An 18,443-nucleotide genomic window follows, 5' to 3' on the forward strand; every position below is an offset into this window, starting at 1 on the left:
CCTGCGCCATGGCGCTATTCGCCCTGGCCGCCTGTACAAAGCGGTTCGACGAGCTGAATACGCCGGAAAACCTGTTGCCGGAAGAAGAGATAACACCCGCGCTTATCGGCCAGGCATTCGCTTTTTCGCAATACCACGGTCTGTGCGCGGTGTATGTGGAAGTGGGGCAAACGCTGCATGCGGACATGTACGCGCAGTATTTCACCAGCGTGCCCGCTGCGTTCAGCACCGATCAGTTCATGCCGAACGGTTCGTGGGTAGACCTTTTCTGGAAGGACTTTTACACCAAAGCCGCGCCGCAGTTGTACCTCACGGAAAAAGTAACGGCGGAGAACGATCTTGCCGTGGCCAATGCGATCGCAAAAATATGGAGGGTAGTGATCTACAGCCGCATGACGGATTATTTCGGGCCGGTGATCTATTCGCATTTCGGGGAGCAGGCCAACAGCGTGCCTTTCGATTCGCAACACGATATTTACAACGACTTTTTCAAAACGCTGGACGAGGCCGGCGCCGTGCTGAAACAAAATCCCGCCGGCAACGGTTTTGGCCAGCACGACCAGGTGTATGCCGGTAACGCGGCGAAATGGCTAAAGCTCGCCAATTCCCTCCGCCTGCGCCTCGCCATGCGCATCGTGTATGCGGATGCAGACAAAGCCAGGACCGAAGCGGAAAAAGCAGTGACAGACGGGGTGATCATGGTCAACGAAGAGAATGCCAACGTGCTGTCTACCACCAACAGCGTTAACATCCTGTCGAGGATCACTTACCTGATCGACTTCCGCGCCAGCGCTACCATGATCAGTACGCTCACCGGTTACAACGACCCCCGCATGCCGGATTATTTTTCGCCTTCCGTAACGGGCAACCAGTTTACCGGTCTCCGCAACGGCCTGCCCGCCGCCGAGCGCGGCAGTCAACTGGCCAACGTTACTTCTTTCGTCGGCACAAAATGGTTATCGCCGGACAGGAAAGGCACGCTCACGCCCAACCGCGTGCTGTGCGCCGCGGAAATGGCGTTCCTTCGTGCGGAAGGCGCGCTGCGGGGCTGGAATATGGGCGGTACCGCGAAAGACCTGTACAACCAGGGCATCGCATTGTCGTTGTCGGAACGCGTGGCGGCAAACCCTACGCAGATCTCCGCTTACCAAAACAGCACGGCCACACCGGCGGCGCTGCCGGATAAATGGAACAGTCCCAAAGTAAGCGACCTCCCCGTGCTGTACGACGAAGCGGGCGGTTTCGAAAAACAGCTGGAGCAGATCATCACCCAGAAATGGATCGCGCTGTATCCTGACGGCTGGGAGGCATGGGCGGAACGCCGGCGCACCGGTTACCCGAGAGGCTACGCCATTATCGCCAGCGAAAGCCCGGACGTTTCCAGAACGGAACTGGTGCGGCGCGTAACCTACGCTCCCGTGGAAATATCCACCAACAGGGCGGCTTACGACGAAGCGGTGGGCATGCTCGGCGGGCCGGATGAAAATTATACGCGGCTGTGGTGGGACAAAAAACCGCTGGCCGATTACCCCGTTCCAACGGATTGACCGACGGCAGGGCAGCAATACGATTGCCGTCCTGTTTTTTTGCAATGATGCGGCGGATGCTTTATCTTGTCTGTCCATTGCAGAAAATATCTAATCATATGTATAAAAAATTTCTTGTATTGGGCATGAGCTGCCTGGTGATGATGGGCACGGCGAATGCCGCAGTAAACCCTGTTGCAGATATGACGACAAACGCCGCTCGACCCGCAGAGCCCAAGGACCTGATCGGCCGTTGGGACATTACCGTTGATGAGAACGGGAAACCCGCTCCTTCCTGGCTGGAAGTAAAATTATCCGGCTACCGCACGCTGGTAGGTTATTTTGTGGGCACTTCCGGCAGCGCGCGCCCCGTGGCCAAAGTGAATTTCGACAACGGGAAATTCAGCTTCACCATTCCCCCGCAATGGGAAAACGGCGACCAGGATTTTGTGATCGAAGGCGAAGTGACCGGCGAAGGCATCCAGGGCACCATCACTACCAGCGAGGGTAAAAAGTTCAACTATAAAGGCGTAAAAGCACCTTACCTCAAAAGAACGGCCGCGCCTGTTTGGGGCAAACCCATCAACCTGTTCAATGGCAAAGACCTTACAGGTTGGAAGATAGCGCCGAAAAACCAGTGGGAAGTGAAGAACGGCATCCTGACCAGCGCAAAATCAGGCGTGAACCTCGTGTCTGAAGAAAAATTCACCGACTTCAAACTGCACGTGGAATTCAAATACCACAAAGGCAGCAACAGCGGCGTTTACCTGAGAGGCCGTTATGAAGTGCAGATCGAAGACAGCCCGAAAGACGCGCATCCCAACAGCGTACTGTTCAGCGGCATCTATGGTTTCCTCGCGCCGAGCGAGATCAACGCGTTGGGCCCTGACCAGTGGCAAAGCTACGACATCACGCTGATCGGCCGTATGGTGACGGTGGTGGTGAACGGCAAAACCGTGATCAGCAACCAGGAGATCCCCGGCATTACCGGCGGCGCGCTGGACAGCAACGAAGCCGAGCCCGGCCCGATCTACATCCAGGGCGACCACGGGCCGATCGAGTTCAGGAAGATCGTGCTTACCCCTGCGAAATAAATTTGCAGGAAAAAATATATGCGAAACAGGACAGCCATTGCGCTGTCCTGTTTTGTTTTGATCACTTCACGGCAATCGCGGCGGAGTTGTCGCAGGAAGGCCCCATTATTGTCACTTTTGACGCCCCTGCAATACCTCGTTGCGATATACATTTGTTAAGCACACACAAACGTACCGTCATGAAACACGTCACCATCCTGGTGCCTCACGGGGCCGTGATGGGCAGCATCGAGCTGCCGCGGCAGGTATTTGCGGAAGTGAACGCTTACCTGGAAACGCTGGGTAAGCCGCCGCTTTTCAGGATACAGATGGCCGGCCTTACCGCGCAGGTGCCGGTGAACGGCGGCCGGTACCTGGTAAATACAGATGTGCTGCTGAAAGATATCCAACACACCGACCTCATCATTATTCCCGCGCTGGAAGCGGAAATGGACAAACATCTTGCGGACAACAGCGAGCTGGCGATCTGGATGGTGAAACAATACCGGAACGGCGCGGAGCTGGCCAGTCTTTGCGTGGGCGCTTTCCTGCTGGCGTCTACCGGCCTGCTTGCGGGGCGCAGGGTTACCACACACTGGCGCGCGACGAACGTGTTCAAAAAAATGTTCCCGGAGATCGAGCTGGTCGAAGACAGGATCATTACCGACGAACGCGGCATTTATTCCAGCGGCGGCGGCTTGTCTTTCGTAAACCTGCTGCTGTACCTCGTCGAAAAATTCGGCGGCCGCGACCTCATTATTTTCTGTTCGAAATTTTTCCAGATAGACATCGACCGGCGGACGCAATCGCCGTTTATGATCTTCAACGGCCAAAAAGACCATGAAGACGAGCCTGTTCGCCGCGCGCAGGAGTTTATCGAACAGAACGTTCACCAACGCATCACCGTCGACCAGCTGGCGGGCATGCTGGCTTTGGGGAAACGGAACCTGGAAAGGCGCTTCAAAAAAGCAACCTCCAATACCGTCGGCGAATACACGCAAAGAGTAAAGATCGAGGCGGCGAAGATCAGCCTCGTATCCAGCAGGCACAACGTGAACGAAGTGATGTACAGCGTGGGATATACCAGCACCAAAGCTTTCAGAACGACCTTCAAACGGATCACCGGGCTTTCGCCCGCGCAATACCGCGCCAAATACAACTGGGACCAGCTGGCGGAGCAGATCAGGGAAAAAAGTTAAGCGTTGCGGCCATGCCATGATTTATGTATCTTGACAGGCAGAACATTAACATCCCGTCATGAAAAATTTCCGGAAAAAGGCATTCCGTTTACTGGCATTGTTTTTTATCCTGCAAATGCAGGCAACGCTGGCCGCTTCGGTGGATACCGTCAATACCTACAGCCAGGCCATGAAAAAGAATATCAAAGCCGTGGTGATCAAACCCGCGGGTTACGACGGCAGCAAAGCGCTGCCGGTAGTGTACCTGCTGCATGGGTATGGCGGCAATTACGCGGACTGGGTGACCAAAGTAAAAGCCGTGCAGCAGCAGGCAGACCAGCTCAACATGCTGATCGTTTGCCCTGATGGCGGGGTGGGCAGCTGGTACTGGGACAGTCCGGCCGATGCTTCCTTTCAATATGAAACCTATGTGTCCAAAGAACTGGTGAGCTGGGTAGACGAACATTACAAAACCATCCGCGACCGGAAAGGCCGTGCCATTACGGGGCTCAGCATGGGCGGGCATGGCGCGCTGTACCTCGCCATCCGCCACCAGGACGTGTACGGCGCGGCGGGCAGCATGAGCGGCGGGGTAGACATCAGGCCGTTCCCCAACAACTGGGATATGGCGAAACGCCTCGGCGCTTACGCGAAAGAGCCTGCGCGCTGGGAATCGCATACCGTTATCAACCAGCTTCACCTGCTCACGCCCAACAGTCTTGCTTTGATGATCGACTGCGGTTACGACGATTTCTTCTACAAAGTAAATATCAACCTGCACGAGCAGCTGCAATACCGCAACATCCCGCACGATTTTGTGACGCGGCCGGGCGCACACAACTGGAATTACTGGAGCAATTCCGTGTTGTACCAGCTGCTGTTCATGCACGAATTCTTCAGCCGCTGATACTGGTAAGAATGGGAGAATCCGCGGGCAGCGGGCCTTTCGGGAAAAGGGGAGGCTGCGCCATGAACCGCGGGTTTTTCCCCTGGTGCGGCTGCGCGGCGTGCAGCAGGAAAGGATGACAGAGGTATACGTCACCGGCGTTGCCTGTTGCAAGCGCAATGGCGGCGCCTTCCGTGGCGGCTTCTGCAGCTTTCGCCAGTTCCATGAACGTTAATCCTTCTTCGCCATACGGCATCAGCAATTTCCCGACGGTTTTGTGAGAGCCCACCCTGATGCGGGTCGGCGCGTCCAGCTCCGTGACGTCGGAAAAAAGGAACAACATCAGCAAAGCCCTTCCCTTGGATGCGGCGTTGGAACGCCAGCTGAAAAAATCGCCGGGGTCTTCGCCGGGAAAACTTACGTCGATATGCCAGCCGGTATCACCGGGCTCTTCATTGGAAGGGAAACGGACGGGAAAAGTGCCCAGGCTTTGCCGTGGCGCCCAGTTGCCTTTCCCTACCAGCAGATCGTAAGCCTGCTGTAGTTTCGGGGTGTTGGCCGCTTCTTTGAACTCCGGCTCGAAACGTTCGCCGATACGCACAACGGGCTGCGACCACGAAGCTGGATCGTGTTTATCGAGCCCGGCGGCCTGCCAGAGAATATCCTGCGCGCGCAATGCCAGTTCGCGTGGAAATGCCTGTTCGATCTTGACGAAGCCGTTGCGGGTAAATTCCTGGAGCATGGTTTGAAGGTTTGGGTGAAAGAAGAAAAAATACACAAAATGCCTGACATTTGTCGTTAATACCCCCATTCCGCTGACAGGTTTATGCGGAACTTTATCTGAAAAAAATGGAGCTGAACAACAAAGTAGCCGTGGTATACGGCGGTGGCGGCGCATTGGGCGGCGCGGCGGCGGAAGCCTTTGCTGCGGCGGGCGCACGTGTATATCTCGCGGGCCGCACACCTTCAAAACTGGACGCAGTGGCCGGACGCATCCGCCAATCGGGCGGCTTTGCGGAAACCGCCGTGGTAGACGCGCTCGATGCAAAGGCGGTAGACGCGCATCTTGCGGAAATCGTCGCCCGCGAAGGCCGGCTGGATATTTCCTTCAACGCGGTGGGCGTGTACCATGTGCAGGGCGTTCCGATGGCGGAGCTGACGCCCGAAGAGTTCGAATGGCCGGTGCTGACGTATGCGCGCACGAATTTCATCACCGCTACCGCCGCCGCGAGAGTGATGGCGCCGCGCCGTTCAGGCGTGCTATTTTCCCTCACCACGCCCGGTTCGCAACTGTACACGGCGCTGGCGAGCGGCTTCGGCGTGTCTAACGCCACGGTGGAGAACCTGAGCCTGAAATTGGCCGGGGAGCTTGCCCCGCAAGGCATCCGCGTGATCTGCCTGCGGCCGGACGCCATCCCGGAAACCCTGCAAAAAGGCTCGCACGCCAGGGAAGTGTTCGGTTTGCGCGCCAGCCAGGCGGGAAAAAAGCTGGAAGAACTGTTTGAAGAAAAACCGCCCCTCGGCAGAAATTCTTCGTTGAGCGATGTAGGCAACGCCGCCGTATTTTACGCTTCGGAAAAGGCAGGCGCCATCACGGGCGTGGTGGTGAACCTTACCTGCGGCGGCGTACCGGGTTGAGCGGTTTGCGAAAACCGGCCGCGGGTGTTATATTGAGTGAAAATTCCTCCTATGAAGTTTGTATGCATTTGGATGCTGCTTTTGTTTCCCGTTTTTGTTTTTGCCCAATTACCCTCAAAGCCGGGCACCATGCTTTGGAAAATTACCGCGCCTAACGGCAACGTGTCTTTCATGATGGGTACCAATCACAGCTACGGCGGTACTTTTATCGATACGCTGCCCAAAGTGATGGCGGCCATCCACGCGGCGGAATACGTAGTGCTGGAAAGCCTGCCCGATCAACAGCAAAACGAAATGCCTTCGTTCACCGGTAAAACGCCCTTTTCAAAATTGTTCTCGCCGGCAGATTACCGGATGATGGATTCCGTACTGGCCGCTTATGGCATGGACCCGCTGCATGAGCTCGACAGCGTGCATTTCCCGCCGCACCTGCTGGCCGCGCATCTCGTGGGCAGACTGATGGGCGAAAAAGACGACCGCATGAAAGCGGAAGACGAATCCGTGGATTCCCACGTGCTGCATCTGGCGCAGCAGCACCATACTTCGCTGATCGGGCTGGACAGCGGGTTTACCGTGCGCGAAGGCATCCTGCAGTTCGGGCTTACCGAGCAGGAATGGGCGGACAATATCACGAAACTCTTCAGGGAAAAGATCTCCGGCAATGAAAGAACAGAACTGGACGAAGGAAGTTACGGCGCGCTGCAGCATGATTATCAATTCAACATACACCCACCATTCGGGCCCGGCAGCGATCACCATCACCTGTTGGTAGAAAGAAACGCGCACTGGATGAAATCGCTTCCAAAGATCCTGCGGGAAAAAAGGAGCTTCGTTGCGGTGGGTATCTCGCATCTTTCCTATAAAAACGGCCTACTGATGGAACTGAAAAAGCAGGGGTTCAAAGTAGAGCCGGTGAACGTCGTTCCCAAAGAAAAATTCAAACCCGATCTCCAGGTAACAAAACAATAATCCGGTTCTATAACGGCAATCCATACACGTTTGTAATATCTTTCAAACTCATTTGTGGTAAGGGTTTTCAGCGAACAAAAGTTGATTTGTTGCTGTTGGTTCATGCGTCATCCAAACTCATAAAATTGCCGGCCAACATGTTTTGTCCTGCCAAAATGATCGTTCGTCCTTAAATCGATTCTTTTGGTAGCAGGAACGTTCATTGAGTGCGCCAGCTTCATATTTTTGGTGTATGTACGAATCCTTACCGTTATCCGTTCACCTGCGGGGCGCCTGTTGGCCGCCGTTTGTCACAATCGAGTATGCGGGATGTTACGTGATGTTGCTGGCCACTGCTTATTACGGCTGGCGGTTCTTCAGCGTGCGGAAAGAACGGAAACGGAAGAAGGCGCAGCAGGAAATGCGGGAAGAAAAACGCAGTGCCGATGTTTCTTTCCTTCGCGCGCAGCTCAACCCGCATTTCATTTTTAATTCGCTCAATTTTATTTACTGCACGGTGGAGCCATACTCCATCAAAGCGGCGGACGCCGTGGTGAAACTGTCTGAGCTGATGCAGTACACCCTCCGCGAAAGCGGGGACGGGTGTATTTGCCTGGAGGAAGAGGTGAAATACATCCGCAACTATATCCATCTTATTTCCCTCCGGTACGAACCGGATTATTATGTGCTGTTCGAGGTGATGGGCGATGTGAAGTCCGTGCGCATACCCACCATGCTGCTGATCCCTTTCGTGGAAAACGCGGTGAAACACGGCATTGTGTACAACCGGGCGAACCCTGTGAAAATATGGCTCGACGTTACCGGTTCCGTGCTTACGTTCAATACGGTCAATCTTACCAGCAACCAGCTCAAGCCCTGGCATAGCGGCGTTGGCATAGGAAATGTGCGCAGGCGGCTGGATTTGCTATACCCCAAAAGGTATTCCCTGCGCATCGAAGAATGCGGCCAGATCTTTACTGTCGTTTTAATCATATTTCTATAAAAAGCAATTATGAGAGTACCCCCAACCATGCAACCCGCCCCGATTTCCTGTATTATCGTAGACGATGAGGCCTTTGCCGGGAATACGATCGCGCGGATGATCAACAAGATCCCGTTTCTTGATCTGAAAGGAACTTTTACCAGTCCGCTGGAAGCGCTTGCGCTGGTGAATTCCGGCGGCGTGGAGCTCGTGTTCCTCGATATTCATATGGCGGAGCTGAGCGGACTGGAATTTATGAACATTACAAGGTCCCGCTGCAGGATCATCATTATCAGCGGTTATCCCGATTATGCTTTGCAGGGTTACGAATATGAAGTGATCGATTACCTGATGAAGCCGGTTACGTTCGAAAAATTGCTGACCGCCGCAGACAAGGCGGTGCGGCTGCTGAGGGGAAAAAACGCGGAGGTGTTTTCGCCGGTGATCTACCTGCGTTCGGACAATAAGATCGTGGGGGTAATACTTTCAAAAATATTGTACGTGGAAGCGCGGCGCAATAAATTGTTCGTGCACCTGGAAGACGGGCTGGTTACGACCTATACCACGCTGCAATCAATAGAGAAACGGCTGCCGGGGGAATTTTTCGTAAAGGTGCACCGTTCGTTTATCGTGTCGCTCACGCGGATCAGCACGGCGGATTCCGATAACGTTTATATCGGCAACGCGAAGATCCCCATCGGGCAGACCTTCCGGGGCGGATTTTTTGAAAGATTGCAGGGCAAGCCGCGGGTGTGATCGTAACTCACTCATATTGATTGATTTATTTTCAGAAATTTTATTTTACTTTGTTAAAAGTTGTAAAATTTCCATTTGTAGTATTCCGTGCCCGGTTGTCCAGCCGGGCTTTTTTATGCCCGGAATGTCGTAAATTCATAAGGAATTAACCCCAGGCCTCATGCAACAAACGCAAACCCCGGCTGCCGCTCCCGCCGGCAAATCCTCTTCGTTTTTTCCGCAGCAAGGGAAAGGGAATTTTTTCACGCCTGCGCCGCCCATGATACAACGCGCTACAGCAGATTGTAACGACGATGAAAGGCTGACGGTGGATAGTGCCGTATCCGAAGCGTTCAGCATGATCACCCGGGCCATCAGTATCATGGATACCGTTCCGCTGCCGCCGGGCGTGAACGATGCGCTGTTCCTCTCTTTCAGGGATACCAGCGGGCCCACGCGCAACAATGTGCGCCGCCGGCTCGACATCGTACGCAACAATATCCGCACCGCCACCTACCAGTGCGTCAGCTCGGGAGAAGATGGCTTCGGCCGCTGCACCAGCAGAAGCGGGAAAACCCGCGCCGCATATACGCTGCACGAAGGAGAAGGCGCCAATACGGTGTATGTCGACAATATCATGATCTGTTTTCCCGCATTTACCACCAAATCGTTGGCGGAACGGGCGGGCACCATTATTCATGAAGTAGCACATTATTATCTCGGGGTAGACGATACGGGTTATTTCCACGACAACTGCGTGGAATCGGTACGCCCCGTGGCGGCGACAGACGAAGCGCATGAAGATTCGGGAACGGAAGGCGATGCGCCGGCCACGCGGCTGTTCAACGCAGACAGTTACTCCTGTTTCGTACATTTCCTCACCGCGATGCCGCCCGCCGATATGGCCAGCCGGGCGGCAGGTTACCGCGGCGAAAACCTCAGCATCGGCGCGCCGGACGGCACCACGATCTACACGCAAACCACTTTCCAGGAAGATCCTATTTTTAACATCGAAGGCATACCCGATATGGAAGGCAACCAGTATCACGCCAGCGGCATGCGTTTCAAATGGGTGCTGCATGCGGGTGGTACTAATTTCAGGATGATGTCGCGCAACGACGCGGCCGCCTCGCACCTCTTCGACCGCGATAATACACAGGCTTTCGTAAGTAATACCGTACGCGGCATCCTGGAAGACAGAGGGGTTACTTCCGGCGAAGTGGTATGCACCGTAATGCTGCCGCCGCAGAATATCGCCGGCAATACCGGCCAGGTTACGATCGAACGGCGGCTGCCGGTGACCATCGCCCGCGGCATGGACCCCTTCAATGCGCCGATCTAGCTGTGGAATTACCTCCCCGCCATACAACCGACCTCCGGCGCAAAGCCCGCTGCTGTTGCTGTTTTCGCATTCCGGCACAGATTATGATCCCTGGAGGGAAAAGGATGTTATGAAGAACGCAATGTTTTTTCTCTTCGCGATACTGGCGGTTACCCTGAGCAGCTGTGAACTGGTGGAAGGTATTTTTAAAGCCGGGGAATGGACCGGGCTGCTGCTGGTGGCAGTGGTGCTGGGCCTCATCATATGGCTGATCTCACGCGGGAGGAAAGGTTAGCCCTGCTGCGAGATCTCCTTGAACGAACGGCCGAACTCCTGGCCGTAACTTTCCTTGTATTCTTTCGCGAATTTCTGGTAAGCTTCCTGGGCTATGCCGTGCCTGCCAAGAAGGATAAGGCTGCGGCAGCGGTAAGCGAGCGCTTCTTCGTTCAGCGCGTCGAACAGGAAGATGGCGTGCGTGAGGCGCAGCACCAGTTCCGCTTCTGCATGAAGGTCTGCCGTGGAAATATATTGCAGGAACAGGTCGATCACCTGCCCTGAGATGTCTGATTTGATATCGTCCAGCCATTCGTATTGCACCGTTTTGAGGAAAGCGCCGCGGTTCACCACGGCCAGCAGCTCCTGGATAAACGGCCGCGACGCGGCATTTTTCTGCGCGCAAAGCTGCGCGAAATACGCATAATCCACTTTCACGGAATGGTTCAGCACTTCCAGTTTCCATTTCCCCGATTCTTTCCCCATATGCCACTCGCCAGCCTTTTCGAGAATCGCTTTCAGCTTCACGATGTTCACCGAATAATTGTTCCGCGCGTCTTTTTGCGGTTTGTCGTTCCACAGGATGTCGAACAGCTGTTCAGACGAAATGCCTTTGCCGTCTTTGTAAGTATGTATCAGCACGAGCAGGAATAATTCCTTCAGCAGCGGCGTAAATAATTTCGTAATGTCGTTCCCTTCCCTGTCGAATGCTTCGAACTGCCCGAACAGGAATACCGCCGAACGTTCCGGTTCTTCCTGCACTGGCTCCGGCAGGGGTACTGGCGCCTGCCCGCCGGTTGGGGGAACCTGGGCCGCTTTGCCGCGGCGTTTGCGGCGCACCAGCAGCATCGCGATGAGCAATAAGCCGGGCAAAACCGCCCACCATGCGCCGAAACCCTTTTTTAGCGCAGCTGCGGCAGGCACGAGCGCGTTGGGCGGGAAGTCCAGCGTGTAAACCCTTATCTGGCAAGTATTTTCCTTCGCATTGTACAAAGTAACCGCTACCAGTTTTTTGCTGACGGGACAATAATACAGATCTGCGAAGGAACGGATATCATAAAACGAATACGGGATGGAATCGCCCATCAGCTGGTATTCCGGCGCGGAAAGCGAGCCTTTGATCAGCTGCAGCGAAGAATTGAATTTGTCCGTCGGGTAAATGAGCGTGTAAAAATCGCGCGAGGCCGTGTCTATCACCAGGCTGTTCGCAAAACAGAACTGCCGTGCGGGCTCGGGGAACTTCCATACGGTGCGGAACGTACGGTCGCGCACGCTGTAAGCGTTCAGTTCGTAATTGTATTTCGGGTTTACGGACTGGTCGCCGGTGTTGCTGCCGTAACCACCGAGGATGAACGCCGTGTCTCCCCCCGCATTAAGGCCCAGCGCGGCGAGGTAACGGGGCATGAAATGTTCGCCTTTCACAGGCACCGTTTCCCAGGTTTGCGTCGGGAAGTGATACCGCTGGACGAGATTTTTATACCGCAGCTGGCCGTAACCGCCCAGTATATATAAAGAGGTATCGAGCTGGCTGACGAATTTGTTGGCCTGCCAGTACTCGGTAAGCTCGGTATAAGTGAACTGGTCGTTCCAGCGCCTGGCCGCGGTATCGTAGCGGCGCACTTTTTTTTCGTCGATCAGCACGTTGTAGATCTGCCGGCGCACGGGATCGTAAATGGACTGGTTGCCGTCCGGCAGCAGGGTATGGCCGGAAGAAAGCGCATCGCCGCGCACCTGCATATCCCTGAAGGTAAGCCTGAACGTGGAATCGGCGGTAATAATATATAATACTTCCTTTTGCTGGTCGAACGCGATACTAGGCGTGCCCGCCGTTTCGATGGTGTGGGTGTGCGCCCAGTTCTGGTGTTTGGGTTTGAGCCAGACGGGATTGCGCACCGCCGCCGTGTCTTTCCCTTCAGTATCGTCCGCCGAGGCGCCCTGGCTTTCGGAGAGCGGGAAAAAATGTTCCAGCCCGCCGTTCTGCACGATGCGCACGTCTTTGATGTTCATCGGCGGCAGGTCCAGCGTTTGGTGGCCTTCGAAATTGGTGGCGCCGAAATAGATATGCGCACAGGTATTTTCCCGGATGGCGAGCTTGCCCCGGCAAACGGGATTGTTTTTATTGTAAAACACGGCCTCGCCGGCTTTCGGGTCGAAACTGATGCGGATATTATTCCAGCCGCGGTACAACTGAAGGGTATCGATCCGGAACTCCCCCGTCACTTTTTCGCCGATCACGCAGTGGAATACACCGAGCCGCTGGTTATATACAAGGTCTATATTCTGATGGTCTGTGGTGATCACCCGCACGATATACCCGAAATAGGTCTCCATATTCGGTCTGAACTCCAGGTCGAAACTCAGGTCGGTTTGTTCGCGCAGGCATACGGGCCCCCCGGGGGTCAGGTGAAGGGATGTCCTTTTTTCCGGCACCACCTCATGACTGGAAAACCCAAGTCCGTGCGATTGACCAAATATAATATGACTGTAAACAAGGGTCCAGCAGATAAAAAATAGATGTTTCCCCATCGGAGGCCTAAAATGCTTTTGATAATAATAACCGGTCCTTTTGGATGATCAGTTCCGTACTTTCATTCGTGAAATGCGATTTTTAAGATAAGCATATTTTGGAAAGTTTCGGCACAAATTTCTACAATTCTTTCTTCGTGCATATTGATAATCAATCAATTTATCAATAATTAAAAATTAATTCGGCTATTAACGCTTTCATTAATCGATTTATTAATGCCTGCCGGGTTACTTGCATCCATATTCTCGAACCAATTCTCGAATACCACGTTTCAACCAGATTCTGCATTCCTTTTCTACTCCATGAAAAAAATCGTTATGAAGAAAATCTATCACTTTTTGGTGCTGTGTTGCCTGCTCCCGCTGTTCGCGGCAGCCCAGCAGAAAACCATTACGGGAAAGGTTACCGATGAGCGGGACGGCGCAGACCTCCCCGGGGTAACCGTCTTCACCGTAGACGCAGCCGGCAAAAGAACAGGCGTAACCACCAACACCAAAGGCGAATATTCGCTGAATGTGCCCGCCGGAGCAACCACCATCACATTTACCTATGTGGGCATGACCACCGCCGTTGAACAGATCAATGGCAGAAGTACAATAAACGTACGATTGACACCTGCAGATGAGCAGCTGTCTGGCGTGGTGGTGGTAGGTTACGGCACGAAGCGCAAAGAAACGCTCACCGGCGCCGTAAGCAATATCACCAACAAGGAGATCCAGACGGTGGCCAACATCAGCATCGCGCAAAAACTCCAGGGTAAAGTGGCCGGCCTGCAGATCAGGCAGCTCGGCGGCGAGCCCGGCACGTTCGACAACAGCATCAACATCAGGGGCTTCGGCACGCCGCTGTTCGTAATCGACGGTATCGTGCGGGACGGGGCCGGCGAATTCCAACGCCTCAATGCAGACGACATCGAAAGCATTTCCTTCCTGAAAGACGCCACCGCCGCGATCTACGGTCTGCGCGCAGCCAATGGCGTAGTGATCGTGACCACCAAAAAAGGCACTAAAGGAAAAACGTCTTTCAGCTACAACGGCATGGTCGGTTTCCAGAAACCGACGGACGTGCCGAGAATGGCGACCGCCAGCGAGTGGATGCAAATGCGGAACGATGCGGACGTATTGGGAGGAAAAGGCACGCCATTCCTCACCAAAGACGAGCTCCAGAAATGGATCGACGGCGCGCCGGGATATGGCAGCACCGACTGGTACAGCGAAACCATGAAAAAACAGGCCATGCAGCAACAGCATAACCTGTCTGCCACCGGCGGCAACGACAAGACCCAGTACTTCGTGAGCTTCGCTTATGCAAACGAAGAAGGTTTGCTCAAGACCAACGATATGGGCTACGACCGTTTTAACCTGCGCACCAACCTCACCACCGAGCTGCACAAGAACCTGAAGCTCGAAGTGCTGATCGGCGGACGCTGGGACAAAAGGGAAACGCCGGGCGAGAACTTCTTCAACATCTTCAAAGGCACCCGCGTAACGCTGCCTACCGAAACGGTGTATGCCAACAACAATCCTTTATATCCCTTCAACGTAAGCCCTTCCACGCAGAACCCGGTAGTGCTGTCTGACAGGGATATCACCGGTTACAACGAATCCGTTACGAAAAATATCCAATCCACCGTCGCGCTGAACTACACCGTGCCTTTCGTACAGGGTCTGAGCCTTCGCGGCGTGGCCGGTTACGATCTGAACGTGTATACCAATAAAGACGTGCAGAAACCTTACAAACTCTATAATTATGTGAACGGGGAATATGTGGCCGCTCCGCAACGCGTAGGCGCCGCAACGATCTCCAACAACTACAGCAATGGCGCCCGCCTTACCATGCAGGGGCAGGTCAATTACCAGCGCCAGTTTGCAAACGTGCACAATGTGTCTGCCACGCTCGTTATGGAAACGCAACAATGGTGGGGGCGTGATGCCTGGCTAAGGAGGACCTACGATTTTTATACCATGGACCAGATCGACAGGGCCAGCAATGCCAAAATGGAAAACTCCGGTAATGAGAACCGCACGGCTATGATCGGGTATCTTGGCCGGTTCAGTTACGATTATAAATCCAAATACCTGTTGGAGTTCGCATTCAGGGAAGACGGCAACTATGCTTATCATCCGTCTAACCGATGGGACTTCTACCCGGTGGTGTCCGCAGGCTGGAGAATATCCGAAGAACCTTTCATGAAAGAACGCGTACCGGTGATCTCCAACCTGAAATTCGACGCCTCTTACGGTATTCTCGGTCAGGATGCGGCCGCGCCCTTCCAGTACATCGTCGGTTACAACCTCTCCGGCGGCGGACAATACGAGTTTGCCAACGGCGCCCTCACCACCGGCGCGGCTTCACCCAACATCGTGAACGAACAGCTGACCTGGACCCGTTCCAAAACGCTGAACATCGGCATGGACCTGGGATTGTGGAAAAATAAACTGACGCTTGAAGCAGACGTTTACCGCCGCGATATGGAAGGTTTGCCCGCCTACCGCAACCTGACGCTGCCCAATACCTTCGGCGCTTCCCTGCCGCAGGAAAACCTGAACTCCGCGCGGATCAAAGGGATTGAGCTAACCGTCGGCCACAACAACAACATCGGCGATTTCCATTACGGCATTTCCGGCAACTTCAACTTCTTCCGCAGCATGAACCTGTACGTGGAAAGAAGCAAAGACCTGAACAGCTGGGAACGCTGGAGGAACGCGAACGATTACCGCAACAACGACTGGGTATGGTCTTTCATCGGCGACGGCCAGTTCCAGAATATGGACGAAGTATACACGCATGCGCTGCAGAACGGCGACCAGGGCAACCGCCGCGAACTGCCCGGCGACTACCGCATTCTGGATGCCAACAACGACGGTGTGATCAACGACCTGGATATGGTGGCGCAGAACTTCGGCGCCAATGGCAACAACAACGACCTGAACCCCGCCGGCAAAGCGCCACGCATCAACTACGGCCTGAGCCTGAACGCATCCTGGAAAGGATTTGACCTGAACATGCTGTTCCAGGGCGCCGCCATGTATACCGTGAGGTTCCAGGAAGTGTATGCGGAAGTGATGGCCTTCAGGGGCAATACGCCAGCTTATTTCTTCGACCGCTGGCATAAAGCCGACCCTTATGATCCAAACAGCGAATGGATCGCCGGCAAATGGCCCGCTTCCCGCTTCAACTTCGATGTGGGCAGGATGTATACCGAAACCGATACCTGGAGGAAAGACGCTTCTTATCTCAGGCTGAAGAGCGCGGAACTGGGCTACACCATTGCGCCGGGATTGTACAACCGTTCCGGCATCAGCAAGATCCGCGTGTATGCGAACGGTTTTAATCTCTTTACCATTGCAGACAGCTTTGTGAAACCCTTCGACCCGGAAAGGCTGGAAGGCTTGTTCAACGCAGGTTTCAACTATCCGCTGATGCGCGCTTTCAACTTTGGTGTTAACGTTAATTTCTAAGAAAATGAAAAAGTTATTCGTAATATTCTTAACAGGCATGCTGTTCAGCTGCCAGGGTATCCTGGACATAAAGCCTACCGACAAGATCCCGGCGGAAGTGCTGTTCGGCGATCCGGAAGGCGTGAAGATCTACATGGCGAACCTGTATTACCAGCTGCCGATCGAAGACTTCGCCTATTTCAGGGCCGGATTTAACCAGAACGGAGGAGACCCCAACAACGGCGGCTTCAGCGCGGCCATGCTGACGGAAGAAGCCATGCACACCGAGTTCGGCGACTTCTTCGGCGACGGCGATTTTCAATGGTGGGACCAGGGTTATAAACTCATCAGGGACGTGAACCTGCTGATAGACGCGATCCCCGCGCTGGACATTCTGGAAGAGGAAAAAAGTGCGCTGACCGGCGAGAGCAATTTCATCAAAGCGTTTGCATATTTTGCGCTGGCCAAACGTTACGGCGGCGTACCGCTGATCAAGGCCACGCAGAAATACGAAGGCAGCGCCGAACCTTTGAAAGTGCCGCGCAGCACGGAAAAAGAAACCTGGGACTATGTGCTCGAACTGTGCGATGTGGCCGCTACCAACCTCGGAACGGCCAAAGGCCGCAGGGCGAACAAATACACCGCGCTGGCGCTCAAATCCCGCGCCGCGCTGCACGCCGCTTCTCTCGCGAAATTCGGCTCCCGCGCCACGGTGAGCGGCGATGCCGTAACGCAGAAACTCGTAGGCCTTGAAGCATCCGCCGCGGCAGGGTATTACGCAGCCTGCATCCAGGCGAGCCAGGCGATCATTACCGATGGCGCGTATTCCCTGTTCCGGCCCAATCCCGCCACCCCGGCGGAAGCTGCGGAAAACTACCGCCTGTTGTTCCAGAACCCGAACGACGCACCGGATGAAGTAATTCTCATCAAAGGATATAATCTTCCCGGCGCCAACCTCGGTCATAACTACGACATCTGGTACCAGCCCGCGCAGGTGGCCAACGGATGGCCCCACCCCGGGAGGATGAACCCCACGCTGGAAATGGTGGACCTGTATGAAAGTTATGCCGCGCCGGGCCAGAGCGCTCCCGTTGTAACTACTGTAGACGGCAATGTAACGGATTACGGCGGCTACGATCCTTCGAAAAACTACCTCCGGTTCGATACGCCGAACGAGATCTTCAAAGACAAAGACGCCCGCCTGTGGGGTACGGCCATTCTGCCCGGCACCACCTGGAAAGGCACCAATATCGTGATCCAGGCGGGATATGTAAAGCCCGACGGTCAGGCGGTGATCCGCATCAAAGACCAGATCACCGTAGGCGCCAATACCTACTACACTTATGGCGCGCCGAGCACCACGATGTATTCAGGCTTTGACACTTACGGCGGAAACAACACCCGTACCGGTTTCTCTTTCAAAAAATTCATGAATCAAAACAGCCCGATCGTTCCCGGGTGGAACCAAAGCACGACGGACTGGGCGGAATTCAGGTACGCGGAAGTGCTGCTGAACTTTGCCGAAGCAGTTGTGGAAAGCGGCACCGGCGATGCAACCGCCGCCGCCAAAGCGCTGAACGACATCCGCCGCCGCGCGGGCCATACGGTGAACATCCCGCTCACGGCAGACAATGTGCAGCGTGAAAGAAGAGTGGAGCTGGCGTTCGAAAACAAACGGTTCTGGGACCTCATCCGCAGAAGGGAATATCATACCGTGTTCAACAACCGGGTGATGCACACCCTGCTGCCGCTGCAGGACCTCCGCGCGCTGCCCGCCACCAAATACATTTTCGTACGGGTGCAGGTGCCGAATTCCAATCCGCGCACATTCGAGCTCAAAGCCTATTACCGCTCCATTCCCGGCATCGGCGCCAATGGCCTTGTACAGAACCCGCAGTATTAAGATTCAAAAAAGA

The 18,443-nt window shown here is 54.6% G+C and carries 14 protein-coding genes; 12 read left to right on the plus strand and 2 right to left on the minus strand.

Features of this window, described 5'->3' with window-relative positions; translation table 11 throughout:
* Positions 1 to 8 precede the first annotated feature (8 nt).
* The 4 genes from J7I43_RS19965 to J7I43_RS19980 all read left to right on the plus strand — a co-directional run bounded on the left by J7I43_RS19965 (position 9) and on the right by J7I43_RS19980 (position 4,684).
* The gene (locus tag J7I43_RS19965; RefSeq protein ID WP_209147628.1) at positions 9 to 1,547 is read left to right on the plus strand and encodes a SusD/RagB family nutrient-binding outer membrane lipoprotein; all 1,539 of its coding nucleotides are present in this window, start codon (positions 9 to 11) and stop codon (positions 1,545 to 1,547) included.
* Positions 1,548 to 1,645: 98 nt separating this feature from the next.
* Positions 1,646 to 2,620: a 3-keto-disaccharide hydrolase gene (locus J7I43_RS19970; RefSeq protein WP_209147629.1), complete on the plus strand. Its 975-nt coding sequence runs from the start codon at positions 1,646 to 1,648 to the stop codon at positions 2,618 to 2,620.
* A gap of 179 nt (positions 2,621 to 2,799) precedes the next feature.
* Complete coding sequence (locus J7I43_RS19975) at positions 2,800 to 3,798, plus strand: GlxA family transcriptional regulator (protein ID WP_209147630.1); 999 nt, start codon at positions 2,800 to 2,802, stop codon at positions 3,796 to 3,798.
* 58 nt (positions 3,799 to 3,856) lie between these two features.
* Positions 3,857 to 4,684 carry an alpha/beta hydrolase gene (locus J7I43_RS19980; RefSeq protein WP_209147631.1) on the plus strand — a complete coding sequence of 276 codons (828 nt, stop codon included), beginning with the start codon at positions 3,857 to 3,859 and terminating at the stop codon, positions 4,682 to 4,684.
* Here J7I43_RS19980 and J7I43_RS19985 read toward each other — a convergent pair.
* Positions 4,674 to 5,405 (minus strand): phytanoyl-CoA dioxygenase family protein, encoded by a 732-nt coding sequence (locus J7I43_RS19985; RefSeq protein ID WP_209147632.1) that lies wholly within the window; start codon positions 5,403 to 5,405, stop codon positions 4,674 to 4,676. The two genes, J7I43_RS19980 and J7I43_RS19985, sit on opposite strands and share 11 nt — an antisense overlap.
* A gap of 107 nt (positions 5,406 to 5,512) precedes the next feature.
* Between J7I43_RS19985 and J7I43_RS19990 the strand changes: the two genes are divergently transcribed.
* The 6 genes from J7I43_RS19990 to J7I43_RS20015 all read left to right on the plus strand — a co-directional run bounded on the left by J7I43_RS19990 (position 5,513) and on the right by J7I43_RS20015 (position 10,582).
* A complete protein-coding gene (locus J7I43_RS19990; protein WP_209147633.1) occupies positions 5,513 to 6,301 on the plus strand; it encodes an SDR family NAD(P)-dependent oxidoreductase in 789 nt (262 codons plus the stop codon).
* A gap of 129 nt (positions 6,302 to 6,430) precedes the next feature.
* A complete protein-coding gene (locus tag J7I43_RS19995) occupies positions 6,431 to 7,270 on the plus strand; it encodes a TraB/GumN family protein (protein WP_209147634.1) in 840 nt (279 codons plus the stop codon).
* A 232-nt stretch (positions 7,271 to 7,502) separates the two neighbouring features.
* Positions 7,503 to 8,252, plus strand: coding sequence for a sensor histidine kinase (locus tag J7I43_RS20000; protein WP_209147635.1), 750 nt, complete (start codon positions 7,503 to 7,505; stop codon positions 8,250 to 8,252).
* Between the two features lie 9 nt (positions 8,253 to 8,261).
* Positions 8,262 to 8,987: a LytR/AlgR family response regulator transcription factor gene (locus J7I43_RS20005; protein ID WP_209147636.1), complete on the plus strand. Its 726-nt coding sequence runs from the start codon at positions 8,262 to 8,264 to the stop codon at positions 8,985 to 8,987.
* Between the two features lie 160 nt (positions 8,988 to 9,147).
* A complete protein-coding gene (locus J7I43_RS20010; RefSeq protein WP_209147637.1) occupies positions 9,148 to 10,308 on the plus strand; it encodes a M35 family metallo-endopeptidase in 1,161 nt (386 codons plus the stop codon).
* Positions 10,309 to 10,417: 109 nt separating this feature from the next.
* Positions 10,418 to 10,582: a hypothetical protein gene (locus J7I43_RS20015; RefSeq protein ID WP_209147638.1), complete on the plus strand. Its 165-nt coding sequence runs from the start codon at positions 10,418 to 10,420 to the stop codon at positions 10,580 to 10,582.
* Here the strand turns inward: J7I43_RS20015 and J7I43_RS20020 are convergent.
* Positions 10,579 to 13,086 (minus strand): hypothetical protein, encoded by a 2,508-nt coding sequence (locus J7I43_RS20020; RefSeq protein ID WP_209147639.1) that lies wholly within the window; start codon positions 13,084 to 13,086, stop codon positions 10,579 to 10,581. The genes J7I43_RS20015 and J7I43_RS20020 overlap by 4 nt on opposite strands.
* 318 nt (positions 13,087 to 13,404) lie before the next feature.
* Between J7I43_RS20020 and J7I43_RS20025 the strand changes: the two genes are divergently transcribed.
* On the plus strand, positions 13,405 to 16,548 hold the full coding sequence (locus J7I43_RS20025) for a SusC/RagA family TonB-linked outer membrane protein (protein ID WP_209147640.1): 3,144 nt from the start codon (positions 13,405 to 13,407) through the stop codon (positions 16,546 to 16,548).
* Between the two features lie 4 nt (positions 16,549 to 16,552).
* Positions 16,553 to 18,430 carry a RagB/SusD family nutrient uptake outer membrane protein gene (locus J7I43_RS20030; protein WP_209147641.1) on the plus strand — a complete coding sequence of 626 codons (1,878 nt, stop codon included), beginning with the start codon at positions 16,553 to 16,555 and terminating at the stop codon, positions 18,428 to 18,430.
* Positions 18,431 to 18,443 lie beyond the last annotated feature (13 nt).

This window comes from Chitinophaga chungangae, from assembly GCF_017742215.1.
In the GTDB taxonomy this organism is placed as follows: Bacteria; Bacteroidota; Bacteroidia; order Chitinophagales; family Chitinophagaceae; genus Chitinophaga; species Chitinophaga chungangae.

What these genes read in the sequence shown, in the direction of transcription:
- J7I43_RS20010 (WP_209147637.1), top strand. Translation starts at nt 9,148, where the DNA reads ATGCAACAAACGCAAACCCCGGCTGCCGCTCCCGCCGGCAAATCCTCT.
- J7I43_RS19975 (WP_209147630.1), top strand. Translation starts at nt 2,800, where the DNA reads ATGAAACACGTCACCATCCTGGTGCCTCACGGGGCCGTGATGGGCAGC.
- J7I43_RS20015 (WP_209147638.1), top strand. Translation starts at nt 10,418, where the DNA reads ATGAAGAACGCAATGTTTTTTCTCTTCGCGATACTGGCGGTTACCCTG.
- J7I43_RS20030 (WP_209147641.1), top strand. Translation starts at nt 16,553, where the DNA reads ATGAAAAAGTTATTCGTAATATTCTTAACAGGCATGCTGTTCAGCTGC.
- J7I43_RS20000 (WP_209147635.1), top strand. Translation starts at nt 7,503, where the DNA reads ATGTACGAATCCTTACCGTTATCCGTTCACCTGCGGGGCGCCTGTTGG.
- J7I43_RS20005 (WP_209147636.1), top strand. Translation starts at nt 8,262, where the DNA reads ATGAGAGTACCCCCAACCATGCAACCCGCCCCGATTTCCTGTATTATC.
- J7I43_RS19965 (WP_209147628.1), top strand. Translation starts at nt 9, where the DNA reads ATGGCGCTATTCGCCCTGGCCGCCTGTACAAAGCGGTTCGACGAGCTG.
- J7I43_RS20025 (WP_209147640.1), top strand. Translation starts at nt 13,405, where the DNA reads ATGAAGAAAATCTATCACTTTTTGGTGCTGTGTTGCCTGCTCCCGCTG.
- J7I43_RS19985 (WP_209147632.1), bottom strand. Translation starts at nt 5,405, where the DNA reads ATGCTCCAGGAATTTACCCGCAACGGCTTCGTCAAGATCGAACAGGCA.
- J7I43_RS20020 (WP_209147639.1), bottom strand. Translation starts at nt 13,086, where the DNA reads ATGGGGAAACATCTATTTTTTATCTGCTGGACCCTTGTTTACAGTCAT.
- J7I43_RS19995 (WP_209147634.1), top strand. Translation starts at nt 6,431, where the DNA reads ATGCTTTGGAAAATTACCGCGCCTAACGGCAACGTGTCTTTCATGATG.
- J7I43_RS19990 (WP_209147633.1), top strand. Translation starts at nt 5,513, where the DNA reads ATGGAGCTGAACAACAAAGTAGCCGTGGTATACGGCGGTGGCGGCGCA.
- J7I43_RS19970 (WP_209147629.1), top strand. Translation starts at nt 1,646, where the DNA reads ATGTATAAAAAATTTCTTGTATTGGGCATGAGCTGCCTGGTGATGATG.
- J7I43_RS19980 (WP_209147631.1), top strand. Translation starts at nt 3,857, where the DNA reads ATGAAAAATTTCCGGAAAAAGGCATTCCGTTTACTGGCATTGTTTTTT.